Origin of the sequence: Nonomuraea sp. NPDC048916 (genome assembly GCF_040649575.1) — a bacterium.
Classification (GTDB): Bacteria; Actinomycetota; Actinomycetes; order Streptosporangiales; family Streptosporangiaceae; genus Nonomuraea.
Genome location: NZ_JBEZFS010000007.1, coordinates 98,736 through 124,460 on the forward strand (window position 1 = coordinate 98,736; position 25,725 = coordinate 124,460).

At 69.5% G+C, this 25,725-nt stretch carries 29 protein-coding genes, 2 tRNA genes and 1 other RNA gene; 16 read left to right on the forward strand and 16 right to left on the reverse strand.

The genetic code is table 11. The features are described 5' to 3' along the window. The first annotated feature begins 147 nt into the window (after nucleotides 1-147). Entirely contained in the window at nucleotides 148-1,404 is a 1,257-nt protein-coding gene (locus tag AB0C16_RS08985; protein WP_357680538.1) for a serine hydrolase domain-containing protein, read from the forward strand. Between the two features lie 140 nt (nucleotides 1,405-1,544). On the opposite strand, the gene soxR is transcribed toward AB0C16_RS08985, so the two are convergent. Genes soxR through AB0C16_RS09000 form a run of 3 tightly spaced genes read right to left on the reverse strand, consistent with a single transcriptional unit; the run spans nucleotide 1,545 to nucleotide 3,692 of the window. Next, on the reverse strand, nucleotides 1,545-2,027 hold the full coding sequence (gene soxR / locus AB0C16_RS08990) for a redox-sensitive transcriptional activator SoxR (protein WP_357680540.1): 483 nt from the start codon (nucleotides 2,025-2,027) through the stop codon (nucleotides 1,545-1,547). Nucleotides 2,028-2,055: 28 nt separating this feature from the next. Continuing rightward, nucleotides 2,056-2,790, reverse strand: a complete 735-nt coding sequence (locus AB0C16_RS08995) for an ABC transporter permease (RefSeq protein ID WP_357680542.1) — start codon at nucleotides 2,788-2,790, stop codon at nucleotides 2,056-2,058. Then, nucleotides 2,787-3,692 (reverse strand): ABC transporter ATP-binding protein, encoded by a 906-nt coding sequence (locus AB0C16_RS09000; protein WP_357680544.1) that lies wholly within the window; start codon nucleotides 3,690-3,692, stop codon nucleotides 2,787-2,789. The genes AB0C16_RS08995 and AB0C16_RS09000 overlap by 4 nt, the downstream gene beginning before the upstream one ends. Before the next feature lie 109 nt (nucleotides 3,693-3,801). Here AB0C16_RS09000 and AB0C16_RS09005 point away from each other — a divergent pair, with 109 nt between their 5' ends. The 3 genes from AB0C16_RS09005 to dnaN all read left to right on the forward strand — a co-directional run bounded on the left by AB0C16_RS09005 (nucleotide 3,802) and on the right by dnaN (nucleotide 7,047). Continuing rightward, nucleotides 3,802-5,232 carry a histidine kinase gene (locus AB0C16_RS09005; protein ID WP_357680546.1) on the forward strand — a complete coding sequence of 477 codons (1,431 nt, stop codon included), beginning with the start codon at nucleotides 3,802-3,804 and terminating at the stop codon, nucleotides 5,230-5,232. Continuing rightward, the gene (locus AB0C16_RS09010; RefSeq protein ID WP_357680548.1) at nucleotides 5,229-5,882 is read left to right on the forward strand and encodes a response regulator transcription factor; all 654 of its coding nucleotides are present in this window, start codon (nucleotides 5,229-5,231) and stop codon (nucleotides 5,880-5,882) included. The genes AB0C16_RS09005 and AB0C16_RS09010 overlap by 4 nt, the downstream gene beginning before the upstream one ends. 64 nt (nucleotides 5,883-5,946) lie before the next feature. Then, on the forward strand, nucleotides 5,947-7,047 hold the full coding sequence (dnaN, locus tag AB0C16_RS09015) for a DNA polymerase III subunit beta (protein ID WP_357680550.1): 1,101 nt from the start codon (nucleotides 5,947-5,949) through the stop codon (nucleotides 7,045-7,047). Here the strand turns inward: dnaN and AB0C16_RS09020 are convergent. The 7 genes from AB0C16_RS09020 to upp all read right to left on the reverse strand — a co-directional run bounded on the left by AB0C16_RS09020 (nucleotide 7,027) and on the right by upp (nucleotide 11,580). Continuing rightward, nucleotides 7,027-7,521: a MarR family winged helix-turn-helix transcriptional regulator gene (locus AB0C16_RS09020; protein WP_357680551.1), complete on the reverse strand. Its 495-nt coding sequence runs from the start codon at nucleotides 7,519-7,521 to the stop codon at nucleotides 7,027-7,029. The two genes, dnaN and AB0C16_RS09020, sit on opposite strands and share 21 nt — an antisense overlap. Nucleotides 7,522-7,575: 54 nt before the next feature. Next, nucleotides 7,576-8,247, reverse strand: a complete 672-nt coding sequence (locus AB0C16_RS09025) for a FadR/GntR family transcriptional regulator (RefSeq protein ID WP_357680553.1) — start codon at nucleotides 8,245-8,247, stop codon at nucleotides 7,576-7,578. Nucleotides 8,248-8,356: 109 nt separating this feature from the next. Then, nucleotides 8,357-9,700 (reverse strand): helix-turn-helix transcriptional regulator, encoded by a 1,344-nt coding sequence (locus AB0C16_RS09030; RefSeq protein WP_357680555.1) that lies wholly within the window; start codon nucleotides 9,698-9,700, stop codon nucleotides 8,357-8,359. Nucleotides 9,701-9,796: 96 nt separating this feature from the next. Next, nucleotides 9,797-10,327 (reverse strand): PH domain-containing protein, encoded by a 531-nt coding sequence (locus AB0C16_RS09035; protein ID WP_357680557.1) that lies wholly within the window; start codon nucleotides 10,325-10,327, stop codon nucleotides 9,797-9,799. Beyond that, complete coding sequence (locus AB0C16_RS09040; RefSeq protein ID WP_197093517.1) at nucleotides 10,324-10,482, reverse strand: hypothetical protein; 159 nt, start codon at nucleotides 10,480-10,482, stop codon at nucleotides 10,324-10,326. The genes AB0C16_RS09035 and AB0C16_RS09040 overlap by 4 nt, the downstream gene beginning before the upstream one ends. A 96-nt stretch (nucleotides 10,483-10,578) precedes the next feature. Next, a complete protein-coding gene (locus AB0C16_RS09045; protein ID WP_357680559.1) occupies nucleotides 10,579-10,803 on the reverse strand; it encodes a hypothetical protein in 225 nt (74 codons plus the stop codon). A 138-nt stretch (nucleotides 10,804-10,941) separates the two neighbouring features. Beyond that, the gene (upp, locus tag AB0C16_RS09050; protein ID WP_357680561.1) at nucleotides 10,942-11,580 is read right to left on the reverse strand and encodes a uracil phosphoribosyltransferase; all 639 of its coding nucleotides are present in this window, start codon (nucleotides 11,578-11,580) and stop codon (nucleotides 10,942-10,944) included. A gap of 142 nt (nucleotides 11,581-11,722) precedes the next feature. Between upp and AB0C16_RS09055 the strand changes: the two genes are divergently transcribed. From AB0C16_RS09055 to AB0C16_RS09070, 4 genes are all read left to right on the forward strand, one after another. Then, a complete protein-coding gene (locus tag AB0C16_RS09055) occupies nucleotides 11,723-12,232 on the forward strand; it encodes a tRNA adenosine deaminase-associated protein (RefSeq protein WP_357680563.1) in 510 nt (169 codons plus the stop codon). A 19-nt stretch (nucleotides 12,233-12,251) separates the two neighbouring features. Then, entirely contained in the window at nucleotides 12,252-12,728 is a 477-nt protein-coding gene (locus AB0C16_RS09060) for a tRNA adenosine deaminase-associated protein (RefSeq protein WP_357680565.1), read from the forward strand. 14 nt (nucleotides 12,729-12,742) lie between these two features. Next, on the forward strand, nucleotides 12,743-13,180 hold the full coding sequence (locus tag AB0C16_RS09065; protein WP_357680799.1) for a nucleoside deaminase: 438 nt from the start codon (nucleotides 12,743-12,745) through the stop codon (nucleotides 13,178-13,180). Between the two features lie 10 nt (nucleotides 13,181-13,190). Continuing rightward, nucleotides 13,191-13,280: transfer RNA gene (locus AB0C16_RS09070), tRNA-Ser, on the forward strand. 36 nt (nucleotides 13,281-13,316) lie between these two features. On the opposite strand, the gene AB0C16_RS09075 is transcribed toward AB0C16_RS09070, so the two are convergent. Together AB0C16_RS09075 and AB0C16_RS09080 are read right to left on the reverse strand one after the other, a co-directional pair. Then, nucleotides 13,317-13,622 carry a type II toxin-antitoxin system VapB family antitoxin gene (locus tag AB0C16_RS09075; protein WP_357680567.1) on the reverse strand — a complete coding sequence of 102 codons (306 nt, stop codon included), beginning with the start codon at nucleotides 13,620-13,622 and terminating at the stop codon, nucleotides 13,317-13,319. A gap of 48 nt (nucleotides 13,623-13,670) precedes the next feature. Further along, nucleotides 13,671-14,507, reverse strand: coding sequence for a neutral zinc metallopeptidase (locus tag AB0C16_RS09080; RefSeq protein ID WP_357680569.1), 837 nt, complete (start codon nucleotides 14,505-14,507; stop codon nucleotides 13,671-13,673). Nucleotides 14,508-14,611: 104 nt separating this feature from the next. On the opposite strand from AB0C16_RS09080, the gene AB0C16_RS09085 reads away from it, so the two are divergent. Further along, nucleotides 14,612-15,253, forward strand: coding sequence for a LysE family translocator (locus AB0C16_RS09085; protein ID WP_357680571.1), 642 nt, complete (start codon nucleotides 14,612-14,614; stop codon nucleotides 15,251-15,253). Between the two features lie 158 nt (nucleotides 15,254-15,411). Here AB0C16_RS09085 and AB0C16_RS09090 read toward each other — a convergent pair whose 3' ends face one another. Both AB0C16_RS09090 and AB0C16_RS09095 read right to left on the reverse strand, forming a co-directional pair. After that, entirely contained in the window at nucleotides 15,412-15,660 is a 249-nt protein-coding gene (locus tag AB0C16_RS09090) for a hypothetical protein (protein ID WP_357680573.1), read from the reverse strand. A gap of 572 nt (nucleotides 15,661-16,232) precedes the next feature. Continuing rightward, nucleotides 16,233-16,320, reverse strand: a tRNA-Ser gene (locus AB0C16_RS09095). Nucleotides 16,321-16,402: 82 nt separating this feature from the next. Here AB0C16_RS09095 and ffs point away from each other — a divergent pair. Together ffs and AB0C16_RS09105 are read left to right on the forward strand one after the other, a co-directional pair. Continuing rightward, nucleotides 16,403-16,500: signal recognition particle sRNA small type (gene ffs / locus AB0C16_RS09100), an RNA gene on the forward strand. Between the two features lie 31 nt (nucleotides 16,501-16,531). Then, on the forward strand, nucleotides 16,532-19,000 hold the full coding sequence (locus AB0C16_RS09105; protein WP_357680575.1) for a DNA polymerase III subunit gamma and tau: 2,469 nt from the start codon (nucleotides 16,532-16,534) through the stop codon (nucleotides 18,998-19,000). Between the two features lie 323 nt (nucleotides 19,001-19,323). On the opposite strand, the gene AB0C16_RS09110 is transcribed toward AB0C16_RS09105, so the two are convergent. Further along, the gene (locus AB0C16_RS09110; protein ID WP_357680577.1) at nucleotides 19,324-20,751 is read right to left on the reverse strand and encodes a GAF domain-containing protein; all 1,428 of its coding nucleotides are present in this window, start codon (nucleotides 20,749-20,751) and stop codon (nucleotides 19,324-19,326) included. Nucleotides 20,752-21,076: 325 nt separating this feature from the next. On the opposite strand from AB0C16_RS09110, the gene AB0C16_RS09115 reads away from it, so the two are divergent. From AB0C16_RS09115 to AB0C16_RS09135, 5 genes are all read left to right on the forward strand, one after another. Then, complete coding sequence (locus AB0C16_RS09115) at nucleotides 21,077-21,427, forward strand: YbaB/EbfC family nucleoid-associated protein (RefSeq protein WP_189122348.1); 351 nt, start codon at nucleotides 21,077-21,079, stop codon at nucleotides 21,425-21,427. 2 nt (nucleotides 21,428-21,429) lie between these two features. Then, nucleotides 21,430-22,029, forward strand: coding sequence for a recombination mediator RecR (gene recR / locus AB0C16_RS09120; protein WP_357680580.1), 600 nt, complete (start codon nucleotides 21,430-21,432; stop codon nucleotides 22,027-22,029). Continuing rightward, a complete protein-coding gene (locus AB0C16_RS09125; protein WP_189122346.1) occupies nucleotides 22,022-22,552 on the forward strand; it encodes a DUF5063 domain-containing protein in 531 nt (176 codons plus the stop codon). Before recR ends, AB0C16_RS09125 begins: the two co-directional genes overlap by 8 nt. Before the next feature lie 84 nt (nucleotides 22,553-22,636). Next, nucleotides 22,637-23,911: an aspartate kinase gene (locus tag AB0C16_RS09130; RefSeq protein WP_357680582.1), complete on the forward strand. Its 1,275-nt coding sequence runs from the start codon at nucleotides 22,637-22,639 to the stop codon at nucleotides 23,909-23,911. Further along, nucleotides 23,908-24,966, forward strand: a complete 1,059-nt coding sequence (locus AB0C16_RS09135) for an aspartate-semialdehyde dehydrogenase (RefSeq protein WP_357680584.1) — start codon at nucleotides 23,908-23,910, stop codon at nucleotides 24,964-24,966. The genes AB0C16_RS09130 and AB0C16_RS09135 overlap by 4 nt, the downstream gene beginning before the upstream one ends. Nucleotides 24,967-25,019: 53 nt before the next feature. Here AB0C16_RS09135 and AB0C16_RS09140 read toward each other — a convergent pair whose 3' ends face one another. Further along, nucleotides 25,020-25,715 (reverse strand): hypothetical protein, encoded by a 696-nt coding sequence (locus AB0C16_RS09140; protein ID WP_357680586.1) that lies wholly within the window; start codon nucleotides 25,713-25,715, stop codon nucleotides 25,020-25,022. Nucleotides 25,716-25,725 lie beyond the last annotated feature (10 nt).

The window sequence follows — 25,725 nt, forward strand, 5'->3', positions numbered from 1 at the left end:
CCGGCATTGCATTCGAGCGCAGCGTCATTGCACCGCTTTACCGCCATTGACATGGGGAAATGCGTTTCAATCGATTGACAGAATCTCGAATGCAACATAGCTTTCGACTCGTGCTAAACACGTACTATCGCGAAACGAGGAACGACCATGAGTGAATCCCTCCACAGCGCCGCCAAGAACACCAGGGCCCGGACGCCGCGGGTCTCCCGGCCAGTGGCGGTCACGGCGCTGGCGGCCGCGCTGCTGGCCGGGGCGGCTACACCCGGGACCGCCAGTGCGGACAGCAGGCCGGTGCCGAAGGCCGCCGCCGGGCAGGACCGCCCGGAGCTGCAGAAGGCCATCCAGGCGTTCGTCGATGCCGGTTTCGCTGGGATGCAGCTGCGCGTGCACGATCAGCGGGGCGAGTGGGTCGGCAGCGCCGGGGTGCGCAAGCTGGGCCAGACCGCGAAGCCGCCGACGAACGGGCTGTTCCGGCTGGGCAGCACCACCAAGGCCTTCGTCGCGACCGTGGTGCTGCAACTGGTGGCCGAGGGCAAGATCGGGCTGGACGCCCCGGTGGCCGACTACCTGCCCAAGCTCGGGCTGGACCGGCGGATCACGGTGCGGATGCTGTTGCAGCACACCAGCGGGTTGTACAACTACACCGGCGAACTCGACCCTGACGGGACGTTCGTGCCGGGGATCCTCGCGCCGGGCAAGGAGTGGGTGGACAACCGGTTCCGCAGCTACCGGCCGGAGGAGCTGGTGCGGTTTGCGTTGTCCAAGCCGGCGCGGTTTGAGCCGGGGACGGGCTGGAGCTACTCCAACACCAACTACACGCTGGCCCAGCTGCTGATCGAGAAGGTCACCGGCCACTCCCTCGCCGACGAGATGAAGCTGCGGATCCTGCGGCCGCTCAAGCTGCGAGGCACTGTGCTGCCGGGCACCCGGACGCAGATCCCCGGGCCGCACGCCCACGGCTACTACCGCTACCAGGACGCCGGCCAGTGGAAGGTGGTAGACGTCACCCGCCAGAACCCCTCCATGCTGGCCGGCGCCGGTGACATGATCTCGACCACCAAGGATCTCCACGCGTTCTTCTCCGCGCTGAATAGTGGCAAGCTGCTGCCGGCCCGGCTGCTGGCCGAGATGCGCAAGCCGCACCCCAAGAGCGGCGCACTCGGCTATGGCCTCGGGCTGTCCGTGCAGGACACGGGCCCGAACTGCGCCGGCATCATCTTCCACCACAACGGCAGCGCCCCCGGGGGCTACGGGGCGCTGATGTACAGCACGCCCGATGGCAGGAAGACCCTGACCGCCTCGCTGACCAGTGGGGACGCCGCAATCGACCCGGCAAAGGAGTTCCCGAAGTTGCAGGAGAGGCTCATCAAGGAGGTGTTCTGCGGCGGGCAGGCCGCGGGCTGACGGGGCCGAGCCGGCTCACCCGACGGGCTGAGCACCTGGGACCCGTACGCCTTGGGGGTGGGCTCCTTGCGCTCGTGGACCAGGTAGAGCGCGAACCGGGCCACGCCGAGCTTGCCCAGCTCTGCGGGGCCGTGACGCGGTCAGCGGCAGCAGGGCTGGGCGGGGGTGAGCCTGGTGTCGATGCGCCGGGCGCCCGGCCCCTCCTCGCCGAGCCGGTCGTGCGGGTTGGCCAGCGCGCACCGGTCGAGCGACAGGCAGCCGCAGCCGATGCAGTCGGTGAGGTCGTCGCGGAGCCGCTGGAGCTGCTCGATCCGGTCGTCGAGCTCGGAGCGCCAGGCGGCCGAGAGCTGTGCCCAGTCGTCACGCGTGGGGGTGCGGTTCTCGGGCAACGCGGCCAGGGCCGCTTTGATCGTCTTCAGCGGGATGCCGAGGCGCTGGGCGAGCCGTACGAACGCGACCCTGCGGAGGGTGTCACGGGTGTAGCGGCGCTGGTTGCCCGCGGTGCGGCGGCTGGCGATGAGGCCCTTGGACTCGTAGAAGTGCAGGGCCGACACCGCCACGCCGCTGCGCTCGGCGAGCTGCCCGACGGTGAGCTCCCGGGTGTTCCACACGACCTTGGACATGACCTCGAGCTTAGTTGAGGAATCACCCCTACTCCCACTTGAACAGCCGTACGGCGAGGCCACTGAACAGCACCAGCCCGACGAGCATCACGGCCAGGTGCGGGAGCTGCGGCCAGTCGCCCGCCCAGGTGTCGCGCATGGCGTTGATGAACGGCCCGACCACCGAGTAGTCGCTGACCGTGCGCAGCGCGTCCGGCATGATCTCGCGCGGGATCCACATGCCCGCCACGAACATCAGCGGGAACATCACGACCGACCCGATACCGGGTGCGGACTTGGCGTTGGGCGCGACCGAGGCGATCACCAGCCCGATGGCCAGCATCGCGGCGGTGCCGAGCAGGCACACCAGGGCGAACCCGAAGAGCTGCGCGGGCGCCGCCGAGCCGTGCACCAGCCACCCCGCCGAGATCACGAGCACGATGGCCAGCGCCACGACGCCGAGGTTGATCAGCAGGTGTGCGCCCAGCAGCCGGGAGGGGTGCACGGGCGTCGTGGACATCCTCCTGAGCACGCCCTGTTCCCGGTACGTGGTCAGCACGCTGGGCAGCACGGTGAAGGAGGTCGTCAGCAACGCCAGCAGGATCATCTGGGCCGGAAGCTGCGCGTCGACGAACCTCTGTCCGCCGAGCGCGGGATCGGGCTTCGACAGGTCGGGGATCTGGCCCAGGATCACCAGCAGGCCGACGGGCAGGGCAAGGCTGAACACGATGGCGGGCCAGTCGCGCAGGAGCAGCTTGGTTTCGACGGTCAGGATCTTCTTCATCCGAGTTTCCTTCCGGTGAGCGCGAGGAACGCGTCGTCCAGCGTGGCCTGCTCGATGCGCAGGTCGCCGGGGATGATCTGCTGCTGGGCCAGGGCCAGCGTGACGGCGGGCGCCAGGTTGCCGGTGCCGGTCACCACGACCTGTTCGCCGCTGCGGCTGACGTCCGTCACCTCGGGCAACGCAGTCAGGAGGGAGTCCGCTACGGGAGCGGAGGGCCGGAACCGCACCCGCTGCTCGTCGCCCACCCGCGCGATCAGCCCGGCCGGTGAGTCGATGGCGACGACGCGGCCCGAGTCGATGAGCGCGATGCGGTCGCAGAGCCGGTCGGCCTCCTCCATGAAGTGGGTGACGAGCACGATCGTCACGCCGGAGTCGCGCACACGCTCGACCAGCTCCCAGGTGTCCCTGCGGGCCTGCGGGTCGAGCCCGGTGGTGAGCTCGTCGAGCACGGCGATGCGCGGCTTGCCGACCAGTGCGAGCGCGACCGACAGCCGCTGGCGCTGGCCGCCGGAGAGCTTGCCGAACAGGGCGTCCCGCTTGTCGCCCAGCCCGACCTGCTCCAGCAGCGCCTCCCAATCCGCGGGGTCGGGGTAGAAGGAGGCGTACAGGTCCAGCGCCTCCCACACCTTGATCTTCTCGGGCAGGGCGGCGCTCTGCAGTTGGACGCCGAGCACCCGGCGCAGCGCGTCGCGGTCCCGGGCCGGATCGATGCCGGCGACCCGGACGGTGCCACCGTCGGGGGTGCGCAGGCCGGAGACGCATTCGACGGTGGTGGTCTTGCCGGCGCCGTTCGGGCCGAGGATGCCGAAGATCTCGCCGGCCCGTACCTCGAACGACACGTCGTCCACCGCCACATGGTTGGGGTAGAGCTTGCGGAGGTTCTCGACCTCGATGACGTTCATGGCATCGACGCTAGGGACGGCCGTCTCACCGCGGAATCATGCTGGTTGCCCGGGAGGGGTGTACCTAGGTGCAATGTGCGTATCCCATCCCATAGCGCACACTAGATCCATGCTGCGGAAGTTCGGTCACGTCCTGGCGCTGCTCGGGCTGGTCGCGCTCGAGCTGGTCGCGCTCGTGTCCTCGACGCTCACCCTGTTGCTGGCGTTCGCGCTGGGCATGGTGTTCCTGTTCCCGCCACAGGTCCGGATGATCCGGTGGGTGACGGGGGCGGCCAGGACCCTGGTGCGCAGCTCGACCGGGATGGAGATCGAGCCGCCCTACCACCCCCCGCCGCCGCCACCGCAGCCACAGGCCGACGGCCTCTACCGGTCCCACCGCACGCTCTACAAGACGCCGCGGATACCGGCCTGGAACGACCGGTGGAAGTGGATGATCGCCGACCCGGCGACCTGGCGCGACGGGCTCTGGCTGCTGCTCGACCCGCTGGTCAAGGTGATGCTGGTGCCGCTGTTCGTGCTGCTTCCCAGCCGCGGCCTGCGTGTGTACGCCGTGTGGTGCGAGCTGCTGCTCGCCGCGACCGCCTCCAGCCGCCTGGCCGGGCAGGTCAACCACCTCAGCCGGGTACGCAACCTCGCGGTCGACTCGCAGGCCGCCGAGATGCGCAGGATCGAGCGTGACCTGCACGACGGCGCCCAGGCCCGGCTCGTGGCCCTGGGCATGACCCTCGGCGCCGCCGAGCAACTCCTCGAATCCGACCCCAAAGCGGCCAGGGCGCTGATGGCCAAGGCCAGGGAGGCGTCGGCCGAGACGCTGACCGAGCTTCGCCGGGTCATCCGCGGCATCCACCCTCCGGTGCTGGCCGAGCGCGGACTCGGCGACGCGGTGCGGGCGCTGGCGATGGACAGCCCGCTGCGGGTGGCCGTCGACGTCGACCTGCCGCACCGGCCGGAGGCCCCGGTGGAGGCGGCCGCGTACTTCGCGGTCAGCGAACTGCTGGCCAACGCCGCCAGGCACGGTGCGGCCGAATCGGTGATGGTCGACATCAGCGGGCACGGCCACAACCTGCGGATCACGGTGACCGATGACGGCTGGGGCGGCGCCGACCCGGCCAAGGGCAGCGGGCTGTCCGGCATCGAGCGCAGGCTGGCGGCCTTCGACGGGGTCATGGCGATCAACAGCCCGCCCGGCGGGCCCACCACGGTCACCATGGAACTGCCGCGGGTGCTGCCCGAATACTGGGCGGGCGACCTGCCCAAGCTGCCGCGCTGGAAGGCCGCTATCGTGGTCTTCCTCTGGTGGACGGCCTGGTGCCCGCTGTTCCCGCAGGGGCTCGTGGCCGGTATCTTCAAGATCTTCGATGTCGAGGAGAAGGCCTGGTTCCTCGCCCTCTACCTTCCGGAGCCGTGGCAGTGGCCGTGCATCGCATTCATGATCGCGCTCGGGACGGCCATGTACGTGCTCGCCGTGGCCATTCCCGCCATGCACAACAGGGAGCGTTGGATGCGTGAGGCGACGCCGAAGCGCCCATGGTGCTCATGACGAACCGCGTACTCGTCGCCGAAGACCTCTACCTGCTCAGAGACGGCCTGGTCCACCTGCTCCAGGCCCATGGCTTCACCGTCGTGGCCGCCGTGGAGAGCGGGCCCGAGCTGCTCAAGGGGTTGGTCGAGCTCCGCCCCGACGTCTCGATCGTGGACGTACGCCTGCCGCCCACGTTCACCGACGAGGGCCTGCAGGCCGCGCTGGCGGCCCGCGAGAAGGTGCCGGGGCTGCCGATCCTGGTGCTGTCCCAGCACGTCGAGCAGCTCTACGCCCGCGAGCTGCTGGCCGACGGCTCGGGCGCGATCGGCTACCTGCTGAAGGACCGGGTGTTCAACGCCGAGCAGTTCGTCGACGCCGTCCGCCGGGTGGCCGAGGGCGGCACGGTCATGGACCCCGAGGTCATCGCCAAGCTGCTGGCCAGCAACGCCCGGCACGAGCCGCTGGCCGCGCTCACCCCGCGTGAGAGGGAGGTGCTGGAGGCGATGGCCGAAGGACGTTCGAACGCGGCGATCTCCCAGCGGCTCTATCTCAGCGAGAGCGCGGTGGCCAAGCACACCGCCGGCATCTTCGCCAAGCTCGGCCTCGCGCCGTCCGACGACGACAATCGACGGGTCCTGGCCGTGCTGGCCTACCTCAACAGCCGTTAGCGAGGCTTTGTCGGTCGGACCCGCTACCTTCGTAGGAGTCAGGCGCGACGAAAGGGGCGATCAGGTGAAGATCCGGGTTAACCGCGATGTCCTGGCGGACGCGGTGGCGTGGGCTGCCAGGGTCCTGCCCAGCCGCCCTGTGATGCCGGTGCTGTCCGGTCTGCTGCTGGAGGCCGGTGAGGAGCTGAGCCTGTCCGCGTTCGACTACGACGTCTCGGCGCAGGCCCGGGTCGAGGCTGAGATCTCCGAGCAGGGCAGCGTGCTGATCCCCGGCCGGCTGCTGGCCGAGATCAGCCGGAGCCTTCCCGGCGAGGAGGTCGAGATCGTCACCGAGGGGGCCGAGGCGGTGCTGACCTGCGGCAGCGCTGAGTTCGGGCTGGTGACGATGCCGGTCGAGGACTTCCCGACCATGCCCACCATGCCGCCGAGCATCGGGGCCGTCGGGGGCGGGGTGTTCGCCTCGGCCGTGGGCCAGGTCGCGCCCGCGTCCAGCCGTGACGACACGTTGCCCATGCTCACCGGCATCAGGGTCGACATCGAGGGCGGGTCGGTGACGATGGCGGCCACCGACCGCTACCGCATCGCGGCCCGTGAGTTCGCCTGGCGACCGGTCCGGCCCGACCTCGCCGTCTCCGCCATGGTGCCCGCCCGTGTGCTGGTCGAGGTGGCCAAGTCGCTGCGCGGCGGCGAGGTGGAGATCGCGATGGGCGACGGGGTGGCCGGGTTCGAGAGCGTCGGGCGCAGCACCACCGTACGCCTGCTCGACGAGCAGTTCATCGACTACCGTGCCCGGCTGACCTCCGACTGGTCGATCAGGGCCGACGTGCGGGTGGGGCCGTTCGTCGAGGCCATCAAGCGGGTGGCGCTGGTGGCCGAGCGCAACACCGCCATCCGGCTGTCGTTCACCCAGGGGCAGGTGACGATCCAGGCCGGAGGCGGCGACATCGGACGCGGCACCGAGGTGCTCGACTGCGAGCTGCGCGGCGACGACATCCAGATCGCCTTCCAGTCGCAGTTTCTGATCGACGGCCTCACCGGCATCGACAGCGAGCTGGCCCGCATCAACATGGAGTCGCCGTCCAGGCCCGCCCTCATCCAGGACGTGCCGGGCGACGCCGAGCCCGCCTTCCGCTACCTCGTGATGTCACTGCGGCTCGGCGGCTGACTGGCGCCGGGCGACCAGCCGGAAGACCCGCTTGAACTCCGCGTAGGCCTCCTCGCCCACGGCTGCGGCGTGCCGCGCCTCGATGCGGGCCATAGCGGCGTCAGACTTGGCCATCTCGTCCAGGCCCTTTGCCGTGGGCACGATCAGCTTGGCCCGCCGGTCGGCAGGATCCGGCCGGCGCTCCACGTATCCCAGCTCGACCAGCTCGTCGACGAGGCTGCCGATGACCTGCTTGTGCTGCCCCGACTGCGCCGCCAGGTCGGTGGCCCGGCTGCCCTCCTCGTCGAGGTAGGCCAGCACCGCCCCGTGCCGTGGCCTGAGCGCCGGGTGGCCCTCCTCGGCGATGGCCGAGAAGAGCTCGCGTTGCAGGCTGAACAGTGTGCGGCTGGACAGGATGCCCAGATCGGGATCGTCCCGCTTGTGCTCGCTCCTGCGCACGGCCGCCTCCGGTTGGTCACTGAAACTGACCGTCACCGATCATTACCATGCGGTCGCCGCGAGCCGTGAAGGATCGTGAGGGACGAGGTGTCATTCGGTGAGGGCGATGAGGATGTGCTCCATGCAGGCGTGGCCGGCGCGCTCGGCGGCGGTGGCGTCGCCGGCGGCGATGGCGCGGGCGATCGCGTCGTGCGGGATGTAGGTCTTGTTCAGCGACGTGCCCGCGGCCGTGATGCTGGCCCGCAGCGCGGCGGAGAAGTCCTCGTAGAGGTCGATGAGCACCAGGTTGTGCGTGGCGTGCGCGACGGCCATGTGGAAGGCCAGATCGGCTTCCACGAAGTAGTCGGCGTCGTCGAGCTCCCAGGCCCGGTCGCGCTCGGCCAGGGCCGCCTCGATGCGTGTGATGTCCTCGTCGGTGCGCCGGGTGGCGGCGAGACGGGCCGACTCGATCTCGAGCGCGCGCCGCACCTCCAGAATCTCCAGCTGCTCGGCCTGCCGCAGCCGCCGGAGCATGGCGCCCGAGAGCTCGCTGGTCGCGCGGACGTAGGTGCCGTCACCCTGACGGCACTCGAGTAGCCCGGCGTGGGTGAGCGCGCGCACGGCCTCGCGAACGGTGTTGCGCCCCACCCCTAGCTGCTCCGCGAGCACGGTCTCGGTCGGGATCTTGCCGTTCATCTGCCATGACCCTGAGATGATCTGCTCCTTGAGCTGATCGATCACCTGGTCGACGAGCGAAGCCCGCTGCGCCGTACGCAGACTCACAGTCCGCCTCCTCCGGGGGAAAACCAATCATCCGATGAGTCAATGACTGGTAAGCCCTAGTGTATTCCAGATCGGACACCACTAATCTGGAGCCCCCGGAGGACTGCGGTCAGCGGGATACAGAGGCGTCGACCGTAAGGCCTGCCAGCGCGGAACGTACTCCGGCAGCTTCGAGGGCTTTACGATACGCGTTGGTCTGCTGCGCGCGGTCACCGACCCTGCCGTAGAGGTCACCCAGCTCGCGCCAGCAACGGGCGACCTGGCGGTCGGAGCCGAACACCGGCCGGTTGAGCCCGTCGAGCAGAACACGAGCGCTGCCGAGGTGCTTGGCGCCGTCGCTGTCGAGTGCGAGGGCGACGGTGGCGAGCACCAGGTGAGCCTCGGCCGGAGCGGTCCCGCGAGCGTCACGAACCAGATCGAGCGCTGCGGTCGCCACCTCACCCGCCCGCCCGGCGTCGCCGGCACGCAGCCTGACCCGGGCATGGGTGATGAGGGTCTCGCCGTGCTCGTGCACGGTGCCAGGACCGGACGCGAAGGCACGGGCCGCCGCGCCGACCAGGCGCTCGGCCTCCTCGACCGGTGTCGTGGCCAGCCTGGCCCAGTGCATGGCGACCCTGGCCAGCTGGAGCGCGAGTCTGTCCTGGCGGCCCGCGGTGATGGCGTCGTCGGCCAGGCGTACGGCCAGCGCGGAGTCGTCACCGGCGGCCGCGGCGGCACTCGCCTGCCAGAGCGCCTGGATCTCTCCGGAACGGTCCACAACGTCAGGCACGCCGGCGACGTCGAGCACGCGCTTGACGTAGGTCAGCTCGGGGGAGCCGGTGTCGTGCTCGCTACGCGCCTCGACGATCGTGGCGGCCAGGTCGATGGCGATCTCACCCTGTGTGATCTCCAGCCGCTCGGCCTGCTCGAGAGCGTGGGCCGCGAGGTCGCGGGCCCGCAGCCGGTCGCCCGCCCGCTGGTAGCAGCGGCTCAGCGCGACGGCGAGTGGCAGGTCGGCCAGCCGCTCGGGATGTGCCGCCGCCTCTCGGCGCAGTCGCTCGAAGGCCTCCACCGCCTGGCCTAGCCGGCCCTGCGCCTCCAGAGCACGCGCCCTGCCGAAGCGGGCGTGCGCGGTCAGCATGGCGTTTTCCTCGTCGGCGACCTTCACGATCTCGGTGAAGCGTTCGGCGGCCACCGCCGGGTCGCCGTGCTGAAGCTCCAGCTCGGCGTGGCGAAGACCGAGCTCGGTGTCGATGCGCTGCCGAGGCTCGATCCCGTGCAGGAGGAACTCGGTGGTGCACCCCAGGCGCTCGGCCAGGAGTCGGGCTACGACCGGAGTCGGTGTGCGCTTACCCGACTCGATGAGTGAGACATAACTATCAGACAGGTCGGGTCCGGCCAGCTGGGCTTGGGACATCCGCCTGTTCAGCCGCAGTCCACGGACGCGGTCACCGATGGTTCCCTGACTCGGCATCTCATCTCTCAAGGCGGGGAAGGGTCAACACTCCGCAATGATTGCATGAAGTGGCCGAATCGGGTATCCCCGGGTGAAGAATTCCCCAGCTAGGGGTTAATCGTCACCACTGTCCTTGCTGGGGAAAAGCATCTGGCAGACCTCGAGGTAGAGGGTCTCGGGATACGGAATGTACTCGACGGTGGACAAGGCCTGATCCTGACCAGCGGATTCGAGGATGAACTCACCGTAGCCGAGCATGCGCCCCATCAAAGATCGTTTGAAGCTCATGTCGGTGACCTTCTGCAGGGGCATCATCGCGACCTTGCGCGTGATCAACCCCGTGGTCAGCAGCATCCGCTTGGAGGTCACCACGAAGTAGTCGACCGACCACTCTGCGACCTTCCATACGAAACGGATCAGAAGCAGCAGCCAGAGCCACCAGACGACGACGAGGGCCGTGCCGCCTCCCGAGTCGCCGAAGACCTTGCTGAGCAGGCCAGCGATGATCAGGCCGCCGAAGACCTCGGCGACCGGACGGAGCAGCACGGCCGGGTGGCGCCGCACCATGATGACCTGTTGTTCGTCGGGGAGTAGGTAACGGTTGACCGACGACGGGGCGGAGTCCCCGTGGGTCACAAGTCTCATGCGAGATTGTTCACAAATTGGGCCAGAGAGTCGGCCGCGTTGAACACGGTGTCGAACGCCCCTCGAACCGCGTCAGCGGCGTCGGCTGGGCGTGCGAACAGGTAGTACGCCACAAAAGCGATGCCACCGTATGTCAGGACCTTTTTGACCTGCACTGTCGCCTCCGTACCACTTACCCACTACACCCGCCGTATACATTACCCACCACGGTGCCGGGGTAAAGGTAACTTTGCGGGTTAGTTGTGATCTTGCTAGCCGCGCTCGCTAGCGACGAGCGCGAGGACATGAAGGTGCTTGCGCGCGATCCGCTCGACGAGGCTGGGATGGGCGTAGCCCGTCACTTCCAGCGCGCCGTAGTGCGCCGCCTCCACACAGCGCGTTACGGTGGTCGCGGAGTGGATGCCGGCGAACTCACCGCGAAGAGCCGTCTCGACGTCCGCGTACGGCGTCGGATCCGGATGGGTGCGATCGCTCACGACAACACCCCGATGACCGGAAAATCACTCATTGCGCCCCCTCGCGCCCCATGCGGAAGCTGCCTTCCTGGCTCTTCGTACCCCCGCAACAGCATTATGTAACGAAGAGACCACTGCGCGTGACGAAAAGGGCGCTTCTCAGACGACCCCGTAGAGCCTGTCGCCGGCGTCGCCGAGACCCGGGACGATGTAGCCGTTGTCGTTCAGCTTGTCGTCGAGCGCGGCGGTGACCACGCGGATCGGCTTGCCGGAGTTGGCGAAGACCTTGTCCATGTACGCGAGCCCCTCGGGGGCCGCGAGCAGGCAGATGGCGGTGACGTCGACGGCGCCCCGGTCGAAGAGGAACTGCACGGCCGCCGCGAGGGTGCCGCCCGTGGCCAGCATGGGGTCGACCACGTAGCACTGCCGCCCGGAAAGGTCGTCGGGCAGCCTGGTCGCGTACGTCTCGGCCAGCAGGGTCTCCTCGTCGCGGATCATGCCGAGGAAGCCCACCTCCGCCGTGGGCAGCAGCCGGGTCATGCCGTCGAGCATGCCGAGCCCGGCACGAAGGATCGGCACCACCAGTGGGTACGGCTTGGCCATCCGCACCCCGTGGGCCGGGGCGACCGGGGTCTGGACCGTGACATCGGCCACCCGCACGTCGCGGGTGGCCTCGTACGCCAGCAGCGTCACCAACTCGTCCGCGAGACGGCGGAACGTCGGCGAGTCGGTGCGGACATCGCGCAGCGTGGTGAGCTTGTGGGCCACGAGCGGATGGTCGACGACGAGGGTTTCCATATCGGGCAACGCTATCTTGTGTGGAACGTACCGGCACGTTGCGCCTTCGGATTTGATCACAATTTGGTCGGAGAGGCACACGGCGGCTGGTCGTGTCTGGAACGATTGGAGGCCGTAGAGGCCACGTCGGGTGGGGTGGACGATGACAGAAGAAGATGCGCTCGACTTCGCCATCGTGGTCTATCGCGAAGACGACCGCTGGGAAGCCGAGCTGCTGCCCGTCGCCCTCACGTCCGACCTGAGGGGCCTGATCAAGGCGCTGCGCCAGCAGCCGAGCGAGAGCGGCACGATTGGCCTGGTCGCGGTGGGGGATGAGTTCTTCGTGGCGCTGCGTGTTCTGCCGGATCGCGTCGATGTCTTCCTGTCGGACATCTCCGCGTCCTGGGACTATCCGCTGGCCGAACAGGTCCTCGAATACCTCGACATCCCCATTCCCGACGAGGACGAGCTCGACGAGATCCTGCAGGACGAGGAGACGGCGCTGCCCGCGGGCGACCTGTCCATCTTCGCCGACCTCGGGCTCGACGAGATGGAGCTGGGCATCCTGTCCGGAGACATCGACCTGCTCCCCGAGGACATGTTGTCCAGCATCGCCGCACGACTCGGGTTCTCCGAGCCTTTCGAGCGTGCGATCGAATCAGTCTTCGGCTGACCCTCTGGAGCTTTGGACAATGGCGGCGAACACCTTCTCTGCGGCTTTCGTCAAGACCTCGGACGGCTGGAGCGGGGCCGAGGTCGATCTGAGCGACTCCGAGATCGTCGACGACTTCGGCGACGCCGTGACCGAGGCGCTGGGGCTGGCCGGTGACGAGCTGGCGCTGCTCTGTGTCGAGGTGGAGGACGAATGGTTCGCCATCGTCCGCTACCTGGGCGAGGAGGAGCCGCGGGTGTTCCTCTCCGATGCGCACGCGATCCAGCCCGAGAGCCTGGGCGAGCTGTTCGCCGAGTTCGCGGGCGTGGCGCCCGACAAGGAGGGCAGCGGGCTCGGGGTGCGGCCGGCGGGCGACTTCGAGTTGCTCAGCGACCTCGGCGTGAGCTCCGAGGAGCTGCTGGAGCTGAGCATGGAGGAAGGCGTGCTCCCGGCCGACATCCTCTCGGTGATCGCCGAGCGGCTGTCGTTCGCCGACGAGCTCGACCGGCTGCGGTGACCCCCGCCGAGGCGATGCGCCTGGCTCTGGCCGAGGCCGTCGCCGCGGGCGCCCGTGGCGAGGTTCCCGTCGGGGCCGTGGTGCTCGACCCGCTCGGCGAGGTGCTGTCGGCCGCGGGCAACGACCGCGAATCCAGCGCCGATCCCACCGCGCACGCCGAGGTGCTGGCGCTCAGGCGGGCCGCCGGGCGGCGCGGGCAGTGGCGGCTCGACGGCTGCACGCTCGTGGTGACGCTGGAACCCTGCACGATGTGCGCCGGCGCCGCCGTGCTGGCCAGGGTCGACCGGATCGTGTACGGGGCGATCGACGAGAAGGGCGGCGCTGTGGGCTCGCTCTGGGACGTGGTCCGCGACCGCCGGCTCAACCATCGTCCCGAGGTCGTCATGGGAGTCCTGGGCGAGGAATGCTCCGCCGTGCTCAAGGAGTTCTTCGCCACTCGGCGGATCCGGTAAGCTCGTCGACGGTGGTGTCGCCTAGTGGCCGAGGGCGCACGCCTCGAAAGCGTGTGATGGGGCAACTCATCCGTGGGTTCAAATCCCACCACCACCGCCACCCAAAAGGAGCCGCGCCCGCGGCTCCTTTTCTCGTTCAGCGGCCCTGACCGGGCAGCTCCAGCACCCTGGCGTGCAGGATCGACCGTTGGTGGAGTGCGGCCCGCAGCGCCCGGTGCAGGCCGTCTTCGAGATAGAGCTCGCCCTGCCACTGCACCACGTGCGGGAAGAGGTCTCCGTAGAACGTGGAGTCGGCGGCGAGCAGGGAGTGCAGGTCCAGCATCGCCTTCGTGGTGATCAACGAGTCGAGCCGGACCTGCCGCGGCGGTATCTGAGCCCACTCGCGAGAGGTCAGACCATGTTCGGGATAGGGCCGTCCATCGCCGACCAGCTTGAAGATCACCCCAACGATTTTAGGAGAGTTTCCACATCCTTGCGCTGTCCACGACTGTTACCGCAGGTTCGCGGTGTCGCATCGGACGGGCCGGCCGGTCTTGTAGCCCTCTTGGAAGGCGTTGACGCGCTGGGCCGATGAGCCGTGGGTGAACGAGTCGGGATCGACCCGGCCCCCGGTCCGCTGCTGGATGCGGTCGTCGCCGACCGCCGCCGCCGCGTCCAGCGCCTCGGCGATCTCCGACCGGCTGAACGGCTTGTCGTAGAAGCCCGTGTCGATCGCGTTCTTCGCCCACACGCCCGCGAAGCAGTCGGCCTGCAGCTCCGTGGCCACCGAGCTGCCGCCCTCGAGCGCGCCGAGCAGGTTCTGGACGTGGTGGCCGTACTCGTGCGCGATCACGTACGCCTGGGCGAACGGGCCGCCCTTGGCGCCGAAGCGGCTGTGGAGCTCGTCGAAGAAGCTCAGGTCGAGGTAGACGCGCTGGTCACCCGGGCAGTAGAACGGCCCGACCGAGGAGTCGGCCGCGCCGCAGGCGGTGCGCACACCGCCGGAATAGAGGATCGTCTTGGCCGGGCGGTAGCCGGAGACCTCGGTCTTCCAGTAGTCCTGGATGCTGTTGACCACGCCCACGACCCGGCACTTCTCCGACTGGTCGGCGTCCTTGCCCGTCTGGCACTGCTGGGAGAGGTTCGAGGGGGGCTGTTGCTGGGCCGGTCGGCCGTCGCCGCCGCTGAGGTTGTTGAGGACGAACACCACGACCATCACGATCAGGGTGACGATGCCGCCGCCGCCGATCACCGCGCCGCCCGGGAAGCCGCCGCCGCCGCCGCCTCCGCGTCCGCCGACGTCCTCAACCTGGGAGGAGTCGAGGTTGACGTCGTCTCTGAAGTCCATGGCCACGTCCCTTCTCGGGTCTGCCCGGATGACAGCTTCCCGGAAGGGATCCAGAGATGCCACCGGCCTCAGATGATTCATCCGGTGTCAGTTAATCTTGCGAAATGACCGGAGGCTTGATCGGCATCGCACTGGTTTCCCTGGGCATGGTGCTGACACCTGGGCCGAACATGATCTATCTCGTGTCACGGTCGATCACCCAGGGGCGCAGGGCAGGGCTGATCTCCCTCGTCGGCGTCGCGCTGGGCTTCACCGTCTACCTGACCGCCACCTGTCTGGGACTGACCGCGATCTTCGCGTACGTGCCGGCGGCGTACACGGCACTCAAGCTGGCGGGCGCCGCCTACCTGCTCTGGCTGGCCTGGAACGCGGTCAAGCCGGGCGGCACATCGGCCTTCGAGCCGCGCGAGCTCGACGTCGAGCCGCCGCGCAGGCTCTTCGCGATGGGCCTGTTCACCTGCCTGCTGAACCCCAAGATCGCGATTCTCTATCTCTCGCTGCTGCCCCAGTTCATCGACCCCGCCATGGGCCACGTCCTGCTGCAGAGCCTCGCCCTCGGCTCGGTCCAGATCGCCATCGGCACGGTCGTCAACGCCCTCATCGCGATCAGCGCGGGGACGCTGGCCGCGTTCCTGGCCCGCCGCCCGGTCTGGCTCAGGATCCAGAGGTACGTGATGGGCACGGTGCTGGCCGGGATCGCCGTGCACCTGGCCACCGACCGGTCCAAGGCGCTGACGGCCGCCTGAACGGTAGAAGGAGTGTGCGGCTCTTACGTTCTCGCGTGATCAGTGAGGCTTGCCGGACGACTGCTCTGGAATGGGCTGACGTCGCTTGGAAGCATGATGGGGGCCGACGACCGTCGGCCCCCATCATCTTTGACGCGACCAAGTCGAACGCTCCGCCTTCACCGCGTTCCGGTCGTGTCCGGGCAGGGTGGCGTGCTGAATGTCACGCCGTCCAGGAAGTTGCCGGCCGTCGGGCTGCCACCCGCGGCCGACACCGACTCGAAGGCGAATCGGGTGGTGGTCTGTCCCGGAGGTACGACATACACGCCGGTGTAGTAGCCCCAGGCGGTGTTGTCGTCGGAGATGTCCGGCGAGGACGACCCGGCAGGGATTTGGGCTACGGTCGCGCCTGGCGCGCCGACGAGCACCACCTTTGGCGTTGGCCAGCAGTGACGACAGGTCCCACGTGGTGGTATGGCGGGTGACGAGCAGCGGCCACTGGACCGTGCGGTGCGCCAGCGTGAGGGTGAAGACGCCGCCCCGCGCGAGCTGTCCGCCTCACAGGGATGGGGAGGTGTCGACCGAAACCGACCCGCTGCCCAGCCTGGCGCCGATGATGTTCTTCCAAGTAGTAGCTGACGGGGTAGGACGTCTGTCTCTGCCGGACACAGGCCGTGGCGGCAACTCGCGTGCCGGCCTGCCGCAGAGGGATGGCGTCGTGCGCATCGCCACCGGTGGCCGGGTTGGTCGCCAGGCTGTCTCCCGAACCCGCCTCATGAGTTCTCGGGGCTGGTCGGCAACGTGGTGCCCCGGTTTCGCGATCACGGCTGAAAGCTGCGTTGGCAGGGGCAGCGTGGGGCTGTGGCTGCTCGGCATATCGCCGCCACGGTGCTGCTGATCCTGGGGATGCCCACCATGGGGTGGACCAGCCGAGGAGGAGACAATTGAGACCAGAACGCCAAAAGGGGTGTGCCGTGATCTCGGCACACCCCTGATGAACTGGCGGAGGATAGGAGATTTGAACTCCTGAAGGGTTGCCCCTTACACGCTTTCCAAGCGTGCGCCCTCGGCCACTAGGCGAATCCTCCGTCGCCGAGTTTACCGGACTCCTCGGGTTGTGGAGACCACGATTTCGCTGGAGCGAGCACTGCGACATCCCGCTAGACTGTCCACGGACCCCTCGCGCGGCGTCATCCTGTGAACCTCCCCAGGGCCGGAAGGCAGCAAGGATAAGCGGGCTCTGGCGGGTGTGCGAGGGGTTCTCTTCGTTAGAAGCCCCCTCGCAGGCGGGATGGTCGCATGAGTCTTGCGCTTTACCGCAAGTACCGACCCGGGACGTTCGCCGAGGTCAAGGGTCAGGAGCACGTCACAGATCCGCTGCGGCAGGCCTTGCGGACGGGCCGCGTCAACCACGCCTATCTCTTCAGCGGCCCGCGCGGCTGTGGCAAGACGTCCAGCGCCCGCATCCTGGCGCGCTCGCTCAACTGCGAAAAGGGCCCCACCCCCGACCCCTGCGGCGTGTGCGAGTCGTGCGTCGCGCTCGCCCCCACGGGCCCGGGCCACCTCGACGTCATCGAGATCGACGCGGCCTCCCACGGTGGTGTCGACGACGCTCGTGACCTGCGCGAGCGGGCCTTCTTCGCGCCCGTCTCGGCGCGTTACAAGATCTACATCATCGACGAGGCGCACATGGTGACCCGAGAGGGTTTCAACGCGCTGCTCAAACTCGTCGAGGAGCCTCCGCCCCACCTGAAGTTCATCTTCGCGACGACCGAGCCCGAAAAGGTCATCGGCACCATCAAGTCGCGCACCCACCACTACCCGTTCCGGCTGATGCCGCCCGCGACGCTCCGGGCGCTGCTGGAGGAGATCCTCTCCTCCGAGAGCGTCCCCTACGAGCCCGCCGCCCTGCCCCTGGTCGTCCGGGCGGGCGCCGGTTCCGCGCGTGACTCGCTGTCCATCCTCGACCAGTTGCTCGCCGGCGCCGACGACGCCGGCATCACCTACGCCAATGCCGTCTCGCTGCTCGGCTACACCGACGGCGACCTGCTCGACGAGGTCGTCAACGCGTTCGCCGCCCGCGACGGAGCTCAGGTCTTCCACACCGTCAACCGGGTGATCGAGGGGGGCCACGACCCACGCCGGTTCGCCTCCGACCTGCTCGAACGCTTCCGCGACCTGGTCATCCTGGCCAACGTTCCCGAGGCGGCCTCCAGCGGGCTGCTCGACCGGCCCGCCGACGAGCTGGAGCGCCTCGTGGGGCAGGCCGCCTCGATGGGGCCGGCCGAGCTGACCAGGGCCGCCGAGGTCTTCAACACCGGCCTCACCGAGATGCGCGGCGCCACCTCGCCCCGGCTGCTGCTGGAGCTCATGTGCGCGCGCGTCCTGCTCCCCGCCGCCTCGCAGGGTGAGGCCGCGCTGCTCGCCCGTCTCGAACGCCTCGAACGCGGCGGAGCCGTCGCCGCCATGGCCGCCCGCCCCGGCCCCGGCTCCGGCACGGTCGCCGGGCCCGCGTCCGTGCCTCCGCCGGGAGTCGCCGGCGCCCAGCCGGCCGCCTCCGCCGGGCCGGTGACGCCGGGCGCGTCCAGCCACGGGCCCGCGGCCGGTTCTGTGGCCGGCTCCGCGGCCGGTCATGCCGGGGGTGACCAGGGTGCGGGCGGTCACGCGGGTGACGTCGCGGATGGCGCTCACCCTTCGCAGGGCAGCCCGGCGGCCCCCGACGACGACTGGCCGGAGCCGGCTCGTCCAGGAGCCCCGGCCGCCTCCGCGCCCGCCGCGAACGCGTCTGGAGCAGATACGGCGGGGCCTTCCACGCGTGACGGTTCGCGGGGCGCGTCCGGAGCCGGCACGACCGAAGGCTCCGCCTACGGCGCCCCTCAAGGCGGGGCCGGGATGGGTGGAGCCGGTCCGGTGAGCGGTGCCGGGGCGCTCCAGCAGCAGTGGCCCGCGGTGCTGGCCGCGCTCAAGCAGCGCAGCATCGTGGTCTGGGCCAACGTCAGCACCAACGCCCAGGTGGTCGGCGTCGAGGACAACCTGGTCACGCTCGGCTTCACCCAGGTCGGCGCGATGAAGAACTTCACCGGCGGCGGCAAGGACGCCGTGGTGGCCGCGGCGCTCGGCGACGTGCTGGGCGGCACCTGGCGAGTCGAGGCGGTCGTGGGCGGATCGTCCGCGCCCCAGGCGGGCAGGGGGCCGCAGTCGGGCCCGCCCTCCGGCCCGTCACGTCAGCAGGCCGCGCCGCAGTCGCAGACGCACAACCCGCCGGCTCAGCAGCAGCAGTCCGCGGGCCGTACGAGCTCGCATGGCTCGTCACCCGGGCAGGCCGGCGCCCAGGAGGCGAGCCGGCCTCCTGGCCCGGCCGCCTCCGAGCAGGCCGCCTCCGCAAGAGGCGGGCCGGCCACGGCCCTCGCCGCCGCGTCCCCGGGGCGGCAGACGACGGACGAGTCCTGGCCGGACGCCCCGGACGACCCCGGTCCCGGCTCGCCGCCCGCGCCCGATCCGACCCACACGAGTGCCGGCATGACCGGTGCGGGGCTGGCCGCGGCCAGATCGGCGGCGAAGGCGGCCGCTCAGGCGGGACCTCGCGCCCCCCGGCAGGCGGGCACGGCGGCCTGGCCGGACGCCGTCCCCAGCCGTCGCAAAGGCCCCGAGTCGGACGAGGTCGACCCCCTCAACGACGCGGATGCCGACGTGGACGAGCTGTCAGGCATGGCGCTCCTGCAACGCGAGCTGGGCGCCCAGGTGATCGGCGAGATCGACCACACCTGACCCCGGAGGCTCCGACTACGGCGCGGCGCCGGGCTGATGGGTGAGATCGGCCACGTCCGTGGCAGTGGGCTTCAGCGGCGCTGAATACGGCACGGCGCTTCTGTGGCGGGGTTAGGCGTCGGGCTGATGGGTGAGATCGGCCACGTCCGTGGCAGTGGGCTTCAGCGGCGCTGAATACGGTACGGCGCTTCTATAACAGGGGCCAGGTGCCAGGGGTGATAGGCCACACCTGTCGCATTGGGTTTCAGTGGCGCTGAGTGCGGCGTCGGCGTGGCCGACCGGGTCGGTTCTGGGCGTGGCGCGTAGCTGAGGTGCGGGCGGGGTCAGTCGGCGGTGAGGCGGGCGTGGGCGGCGGCGGCGCGGTGGTCGGTGGGAGGTAACGACTCGGCGAGGCGTTCGAGGATCTCGAAGTCCTCGCGCCCGTTGGCCGTCTGGGCGTAGGACCATAGGTCGCCCGGCGACCCGCTGAGCAGCAGGCGGGTGCGCACCTGGACTTCGAGCTCGTCCCGTTCGCGGCGGATCTCGGGCGACTCCGATCGGGGCAGCAGGGGGCCGGTGTAGGTGCGGGCCAGGGCGGCGGGGTCGTCGGCCGCGAGGAACTGCCTGGCCTGCAGGAAGTCGCAATCGATCGGCGAGGTCAGCCGGTAGGGCTTGGCGGTGATGTTGCCGCGCAGCCGGCCGCGGAGCCGGTGGATCTCGGCCCTGATGGTCGCCGGGTTGCCCTCGTCGCCGTAGAGGTGGAAGGAGAGCTGCTCGGCGGTGAGGCCGCGGGGGTGGAGCGCCAGGAGGGCGAGGATCTCGGCGTGCCTGAGCGAGACGGGCAGGCGGCGCTCGCCGATGGTGGTCGTCGGCCGGCCGTCGCCGAGGAACTTCAGGGTGAGCGTGGGCGCGGCCGGCGGCGCGCCGTGGACGAGGTAGCCGTCGGCGAACGGCTCCAGCACGGCCACCCTGCCGTCGCGGAGCGGCATCCGCTCGCCGGACGCCGGGAGGTGGACGCGGTCGCCGAGGACGCCCGCGGGGTCGCCGGCGATGACGCGGCCGGTGGCCGACAGCAGGATGCCGGGACGGCCGCGCAGGGCGTCGAAGCGGCGGCGCAGGCGGGCGTCGCGCTCGTGCATGCGCAGGGCGAGCCGGCTCTCCGCGAGCTTGGCCGCGGCGCTGACCAGGGCCACGGTGGCGGGGTGGAGGCTGGGCGCGGTGCCGCTGACGTCGACGCAGCCGAGCAGCGCGCCCGTGTCGGGGTCGACGATCGGGGCGGCGCTGCACGACCAGACGTGCAGCAGGCGCATGACGTGTTCTTCGGAGTAGACGTGCACCGGCCGGCGGGTGGCCAGGGTGGTGCCGATGCCGTTGGTGCCCATGCGGCTCTCGGCCCACTGGTGGCCGTCGGCCAGGCCCACCCGGTCGGCGTGGCGCATGACGCGGTGGTCGCCGTCGCGCCACAGGATCCGGCCTTCGCTGTCGGTGACGACCATGACGTGCTCGGAGAGCCCGCCCGTCGCGGTGAGCGTCTGGGCGAGCAGCGGGAGCACGGGACGCAGCGGGTGGGAGTCGCGTACGCCGGCGATGTCGGAGGCGTTGTAGACGAGGGGAGCGGGGCCGCCTTGGGGGTCGACCCCCGCGTCGATGGAGCGCCGCCAGGACGCGATGATCAACTGGCGGGGACCGTCGGGCGGGATCTCGCCCGACGCCATCCTTTCGTACGCCTGGCGCAGGCGGCCGGAACACGCGTCGAGATCGGCGTAACTCATCGGCCACTCCAAGTAGTGAACCCCGCATGGCGAGCATCGTGCTGGAGGTCCGCCGGCGCAAGCCGTTCGGAGGATCGCGTAGGGTGTTCGGCCGATCGCAACGTGTGTGCAACGTCAAAACTCCTATGGTCGTCCCTTACGCGCCGGCATGGCGCGGCCGCTCCGGTCGGCGTGATGGCCGGGTCCCGGGCACTGGAGGGGGGCCGGGACCCGGCCAAACAATGGTCCGAGGTCGAAACACCTGCATGCCGCCAGTACATGACGACGCCCAAACACCGTAGGCTCGTGACAGTCAAGAACGCGGAGCCACGAGGAGCGCACGACGGTGAACCCAGGGGATGTCAACCTGCAGCAGCTGCTGGAGCAGGCCCAGCTCATGCAGCAGCAGCTTGTGAGCGCCCAGCAGGAGCTCAACGACGCGCAGATCGAGGGCTCGGCCGGCGGCGGCCTGGTCACGGCCGTCGTCAACGGTTCGGGCGAGCTGCTCGAGCTCAAGATCGACCCGAGCGTGGTCGACGCCGCCGATCCGCAGGACACGGCCGACACGATCGCCGACCTGGTGATCGCGGCCGTTCGCGACGCCGTGCGCGCGGCGGCCGACCTGCAGCAGGAGAAGCTCGGCCCGTTGGCCCAGGGGCTGGGCGGCGGCGGTCTCGGTCAGTTGCCAGGGTTCTAGGCATGTACGAAGGGGTCGTCCAGAACCTGATCGACGAGCTGGGGCTGCTGCCCGGCGTCGGTCCCAAGAGCGCGCAGCGGATCGCGTTCCACCTGCTGGCGGCCGATCCGGTCGACGTCAAGCGGCTGGCGCACGCGCTGCTGGAGGTCAAGGAGAAGGTCCGGTTCTGCCGGGTGTGCGGCAACGTGGCCTCCGAGGAGGAGTGCCGCATCTGCCGCGACCAGCGCCGCGACACCCATGTGATCTGCGTGGTGGAGGAGCCGAAGGACGTCGTCGCGATCGAGAAGACGCGCGAGTTCCGCGGCACCTATCACGTGCTCGGCGGCGCGATCAGCCCCATCGACGGCATCGGGCCCGACGACCTGCGCATTCGCGAGCTCATGACGCGGCTGGCCGACGGCCGGATCACCGAGCTCATCCTCGCCACCGACCCCAACCTCGAGGGCGAGGCGACGGCGACCTACCTTGCCCGTCTGGTCAAGCCGATGGGTGTGAAAGTGACACGACTGGCCAGCGGTCTGCCTGTGGGCGGTGACCTCGAGTACGCCGACGAGGTGACCTTGGGCCGCGCGTTCGAAGGACGGAGGCTGCTGGATGTCTGACCAGTGGAGTGCGCTCGCCGAAGAGATCGCCGGGCACGCGCAGAATTACGTGGACGGCCTGACCAGGGTCGCCGGCGGTGAGGGCGGCGACGCCATCTGGTCGTTGCTGCTGGTCGAGGTGGCGCAGGTGAGCCTCGCGGGCGCCAAGCTCGGCGCCAACGAGGATGTGATCCTGTCCGGCAACTACGAGCCGCCGCTGAGCGAGGACCCCGACATCGACGGCGTGCGCACCGCGCTGGCCGAGCTGCTGGAGGCGGTCGACGACTACGCCGAGGTGTTCGACCCGTACAAGGACACGGGCGTCACCCCCTACCGGCTGTCCGACGACCTGACCGCGGTCGCGGCCGACCTCATCCACGGGCTGCGCCACTACCAGGCGGGCCGGCCGCACGAGGCGCTGTGGTGGTGGCAGTATTCCTACTTCAACACCTGGGGCAACCACGCGGGCGCGGCCATGCGCGCGCTGCAGGCCCTCGCCGCCCACTCGCGCCTCGACGTGGCGGAGGAGACCACCTCGGTGTGATCATCCACATAGTGAAATGAGTCAGCGGCGCCGTGAAACGCCCCCGGTAGACTGGCACCTCACAGTCCTAACCGGGAGACTCTCGTGGCGCTCGTTGTGCAAAAGTACGGTGGTTCGTCCGTCGCCGACGCGTCCTGCATCAAGCGGGTCGCGCAGCGGATCGTCGCGACGAAAAAAGCCGGCAACGACGTCGCGGTGATCGTGTCGGCCATGGGCGACACGACCGACGAGCTCCTCGACCTGGCCGAGCAGGTGTCGCCGCTGCCTCCGGGCCGCGAGCTCGACATGCTGCTGACCTCCGGCGAGCGCATCTCGATGGCCCTGCTGGCGATGGCGATCGCCAACCTGGGTTACGAGGCGCGTTCGTTCACCGGCTCGCAGGCCGGCGTGATCACCAATTCCACGCACGGCAAGGCGCGCATCATCGACGTGACGCCGAGCCGCATCCGTGAGGCGCTCGACCGCGGCCACATCGCGATCGTGGCCGGCTTCCAGGGGGTCTCGCAGGACACCAAGGACATAACGACACTCGGCCGGGGCGGTTCCGACACCACGGCCGTGGCGCTCGCGGCGGCTCTCGAGGCCGATGTCTGCGAGATCTACACCGACGTCGACGGCATATTCACCGCGGACCCCCGCATCGTGCCGTCGGCCCGCAAGATCCCCAAGGTCTCCTATGACGAGATGATGGAGATGGCGGCCTGCGGGGCGAAGATCCTGCACCTGCGCTGCGTCGAGTACGCTCGCCGGTTCGGCCTGCCGATCCACGTACGCAGCTCGTTCAGCACCAAGGAAGGCACGTGGGTCGTCTCCGACCCTTACACCGAAGGAACCGAGATGGAGCAGCCGATCATCTCCGGCGTCGCGCACGACCGGAGCGAGGCCAAGATCACCGTGGTCGGGGTTCCCGACAAGGTCGGAGAGGCTGCCGCGATCTTCAAAACCCTGGCCGGCGCCGAGATCAACATCGACATGATCGTGCAGAACGTCTCGGCCGCGGCGACGGGCCGCACCGACATCTCGTTCACGCTGCCCACGGCCGACAGCTCGACCGCGCTGACGGCGCTGAAGCGGATGCAGGGCGAGATCGCCTTCGAGTCGCTGCTCTTCGACGACCAGATCGGCAAGGTGTCGCTGATCGGCGCGGGCATGCGCTCCCACCCGGGCGTCACGGCGACGTTCTTCGCGGCCCTCGCCGACGCCGGGGTCAACATCGAGATGATCTCCACCTCGGAGATCCGCATCTCCGTGATCGTCGATCAGGATGATGTCGACGCGGCCGTGGCGGCCGCCCACCGAGCGTTCGAGCTCGACGCAGACCAGGTCGAAGCCGTGGTTTATGGAGGCACAGGACGATGAGCAGGCCCAATCTCGCCTTGATCGGGGCAACCGGTGCCGTGGGCACCGTCATGCGCGGCCTGGTGTCCACCCGCGACGACATCTGGGGCGAGGTCCGCCTCGTCGCGTCGGCTCGCTCCGCCGGCAAGGTCCTCCAGGTGCGTGGCGAGGACGTCGTCGTCCAGGCGCTCACGCCCGAGGTCTTCGACGGCATCGACATCGCCATCTTCGACGTGCCCGACGAGGTGTCGGCCGTGTGGGTGCCGATCGCGGCCGAGCGCGGCGCCATCGCGATCGACAAGTCCGGCACGTTCCGCATGGAGCCCGACGTGCCGCTGGTCGTGCCCGAGGTCAACCCGCTCGACGCTCGCGACCGGCCGCGCAACATCATCTCCACGCCCAACTGCACGACGCTGTCGATGATGGCGGCCATGGGCGCGCTGCACTCCGAATACGTGCTCACCGAGCTCGTCGTCGCCTCCTACCAGGCGGTGTCGGGCGCCGGCGTGGCGGGTTCGGCCAGGCTGTACGACGAGATCGAGGCGCTGGCCGGTGACCGCACGATCGGTCAGGCGGCCGGTGACGTGCGCAAGGCGCTGGCCAACAAGCTGCCCGAGGAGTCGCCGTTCCCGGCGCCCATCGCGTTCAACGTGGTGCCGTGGGCCGGCTCCTACAAGGACGGCGGCTGGGCGTCGGAGGAGCTGAAGCTCCGCAACGAGTCGCGCAAGATCCTCGGCATCCCCGACCTCAAGGTCTCCGCGACCTGTGTCCGGGTGCCGGTGATCACCACCCACTCGCTGGCCGTGCACGCCCGGTTCGAGCGTGAGATCACGGTCGCCGACGCGCACCGGATTCTCGAGGCGGCGCCGACCGTGGTGCTGATGGACGACCCGGCCAACGGGGTCTACCCGACGCCGATCGACGTGGTGGGCACCGACCCGACCTACGTGGGCCGGATCCGGCAGGCGGTCGACTTCCCCAACACGCTCGACCTGTTCGTGTGCGGTGACAACCTCCGCAAGGGGGCCGCGCTCAACGCGGCGGAGATCGCCGAGCTGGTCGCCGGCGAGCTGTAGGAAACCTCTGCGCGGCGCCGTATCCGATCAGCGGGTACGGCGCCGTGTCACTGTCACCGGAACATGATGTCCCAGTGGTCCGACTCGTTGGCGAAGACCGTGCCCGAGGCGGAGCGGTAGAGCGTTGAGCCGTCGCCGCGGTTGCCCACGCTTTGGTGGTTTCGGCTGATGTAGCGGTCGACGCACGCGTTCTTCGAGATGTCGAGCTTGTAGCCCTGGCCATGGCTGTACCTGCCGGGAGCGTGGCCCGCCTCGGTGCCGCCGGTGACCACGATGGGGCAGCCGCTCTCGCGCTTGAGCTGGATGACGCGGGCGATCGTGTTCGTGCGGACCGAGTCCAGTGACGTGCACGTGCGCACCCACCTGTTCGTGCAGCCGCCCGACGACTTGTAGCGCAGTCCCGCGTCTTTGAGGTAGCTCGCGGCGAGCGAGTGTGTCATGTGCACCATCGCGTGCCGTGGCCTCGCGCGACGCAGGTTCAGCCTGGGAAGTCCCCTCTGCTCGCCGTCGGCCATGGACCTCAGTCCGGCCAGGGCGAGCGTCTCGGTGGCCGGACCGGGCGCGCCGGCCTTCTCGGCGGGCGGGCCGGCCAGGCCGACCGTGTCGCCGATCTGGCCGACCTGGCCGACCTTCTCGGCCGCTTCGCCGGACGTCGGGAGGTGCCAGCGGGCGACTTCGATCGGCCCTTCCAGCCGGTACGTCCGAATGATGGTCGATGGCTCCAGCCGTGGCTCCTCGTCGGGGGTCATGGGAGCGGCA

Bases quoted from the DNA above. Each gene is read 5' to 3' on its own strand.
- AB0C16_RS09000 (WP_357680544.1), bottom strand. From the start codon at position 3,692: ATGAACGTCATCGAGGTCGAGAACCTCCGCAAGCTCTACCCCAACCAT.
- AB0C16_RS09010 (WP_357680548.1), top strand. From the start codon at position 5,229: ATGACGAACCGCGTACTCGTCGCCGAAGACCTCTACCTGCTCAGAGAC.
- AB0C16_RS09030 (WP_357680555.1), bottom strand. From the start codon at position 9,700: ATGCCGAGTCAGGGAACCATCGGTGACCGCGTCCGTGGACTGCGGCTG.
- AB0C16_RS09060 (WP_357680565.1), top strand. From the start codon at position 12,252: ATGGCGGCGAACACCTTCTCTGCGGCTTTCGTCAAGACCTCGGACGGC.
- AB0C16_RS09105 (WP_357680575.1), top strand. From the start codon at position 16,532: ATGAGTCTTGCGCTTTACCGCAAGTACCGACCCGGGACGTTCGCCGAG.
- recR (WP_357680580.1), top strand. From the start codon at position 21,430: ATGTACGAAGGGGTCGTCCAGAACCTGATCGACGAGCTGGGGCTGCTG.
- AB0C16_RS09125 (WP_189122346.1), top strand. From the start codon at position 22,022: ATGTCTGACCAGTGGAGTGCGCTCGCCGAAGAGATCGCCGGGCACGCG.
- AB0C16_RS09110 (WP_357680577.1), bottom strand. From the start codon at position 20,751: ATGAGTTACGCCGATCTCGACGCGTGTTCCGGCCGCCTGCGCCAGGCG.
- AB0C16_RS08995 (WP_357680542.1), bottom strand. From the start codon at position 2,790: ATGAAGAAGATCCTGACCGTCGAAACCAAGCTGCTCCTGCGCGACTGG.
- AB0C16_RS09140 (WP_357680586.1), bottom strand. From the start codon at position 25,715: ATGACCCCCGACGAGGAGCCACGGCTGGAGCCATCGACCATCATTCGG.
- soxR (WP_357680540.1), bottom strand. From the start codon at position 2,027: ATGTCCAAGGTCGTGTGGAACACCCGGGAGCTCACCGTCGGGCAGCTC.
- AB0C16_RS09035 (WP_357680557.1), bottom strand. From the start codon at position 10,327: ATGAGACTTGTGACCCACGGGGACTCCGCCCCGTCGTCGGTCAACCGT.
- AB0C16_RS08985 (WP_357680538.1), top strand. From the start codon at position 148: ATGAGTGAATCCCTCCACAGCGCCGCCAAGAACACCAGGGCCCGGACG.
- upp (WP_357680561.1), bottom strand. From the start codon at position 11,580: ATGGAAACCCTCGTCGTCGACCATCCGCTCGTGGCCCACAAGCTCACC.
- AB0C16_RS09085 (WP_357680571.1), top strand. From the start codon at position 14,612: ATGACCGGAGGCTTGATCGGCATCGCACTGGTTTCCCTGGGCATGGTG.
- AB0C16_RS09005 (WP_357680546.1), top strand. From the start codon at position 3,802: ATGCTGCGGAAGTTCGGTCACGTCCTGGCGCTGCTCGGGCTGGTCGCG.
- AB0C16_RS09135 (WP_357680584.1), top strand. From the start codon at position 23,908: ATGAGCAGGCCCAATCTCGCCTTGATCGGGGCAACCGGTGCCGTGGGC.
- AB0C16_RS09080 (WP_357680569.1), bottom strand. From the start codon at position 14,507: ATGGACTTCAGAGACGACGTCAACCTCGACTCCTCCCAGGTTGAGGAC.
- AB0C16_RS09065 (WP_357680799.1), top strand. From the start codon at position 12,743: ATGCGCCTGGCTCTGGCCGAGGCCGTCGCCGCGGGCGCCCGTGGCGAG.
- AB0C16_RS09055 (WP_357680563.1), top strand. From the start codon at position 11,723: ATGACAGAAGAAGATGCGCTCGACTTCGCCATCGTGGTCTATCGCGAA.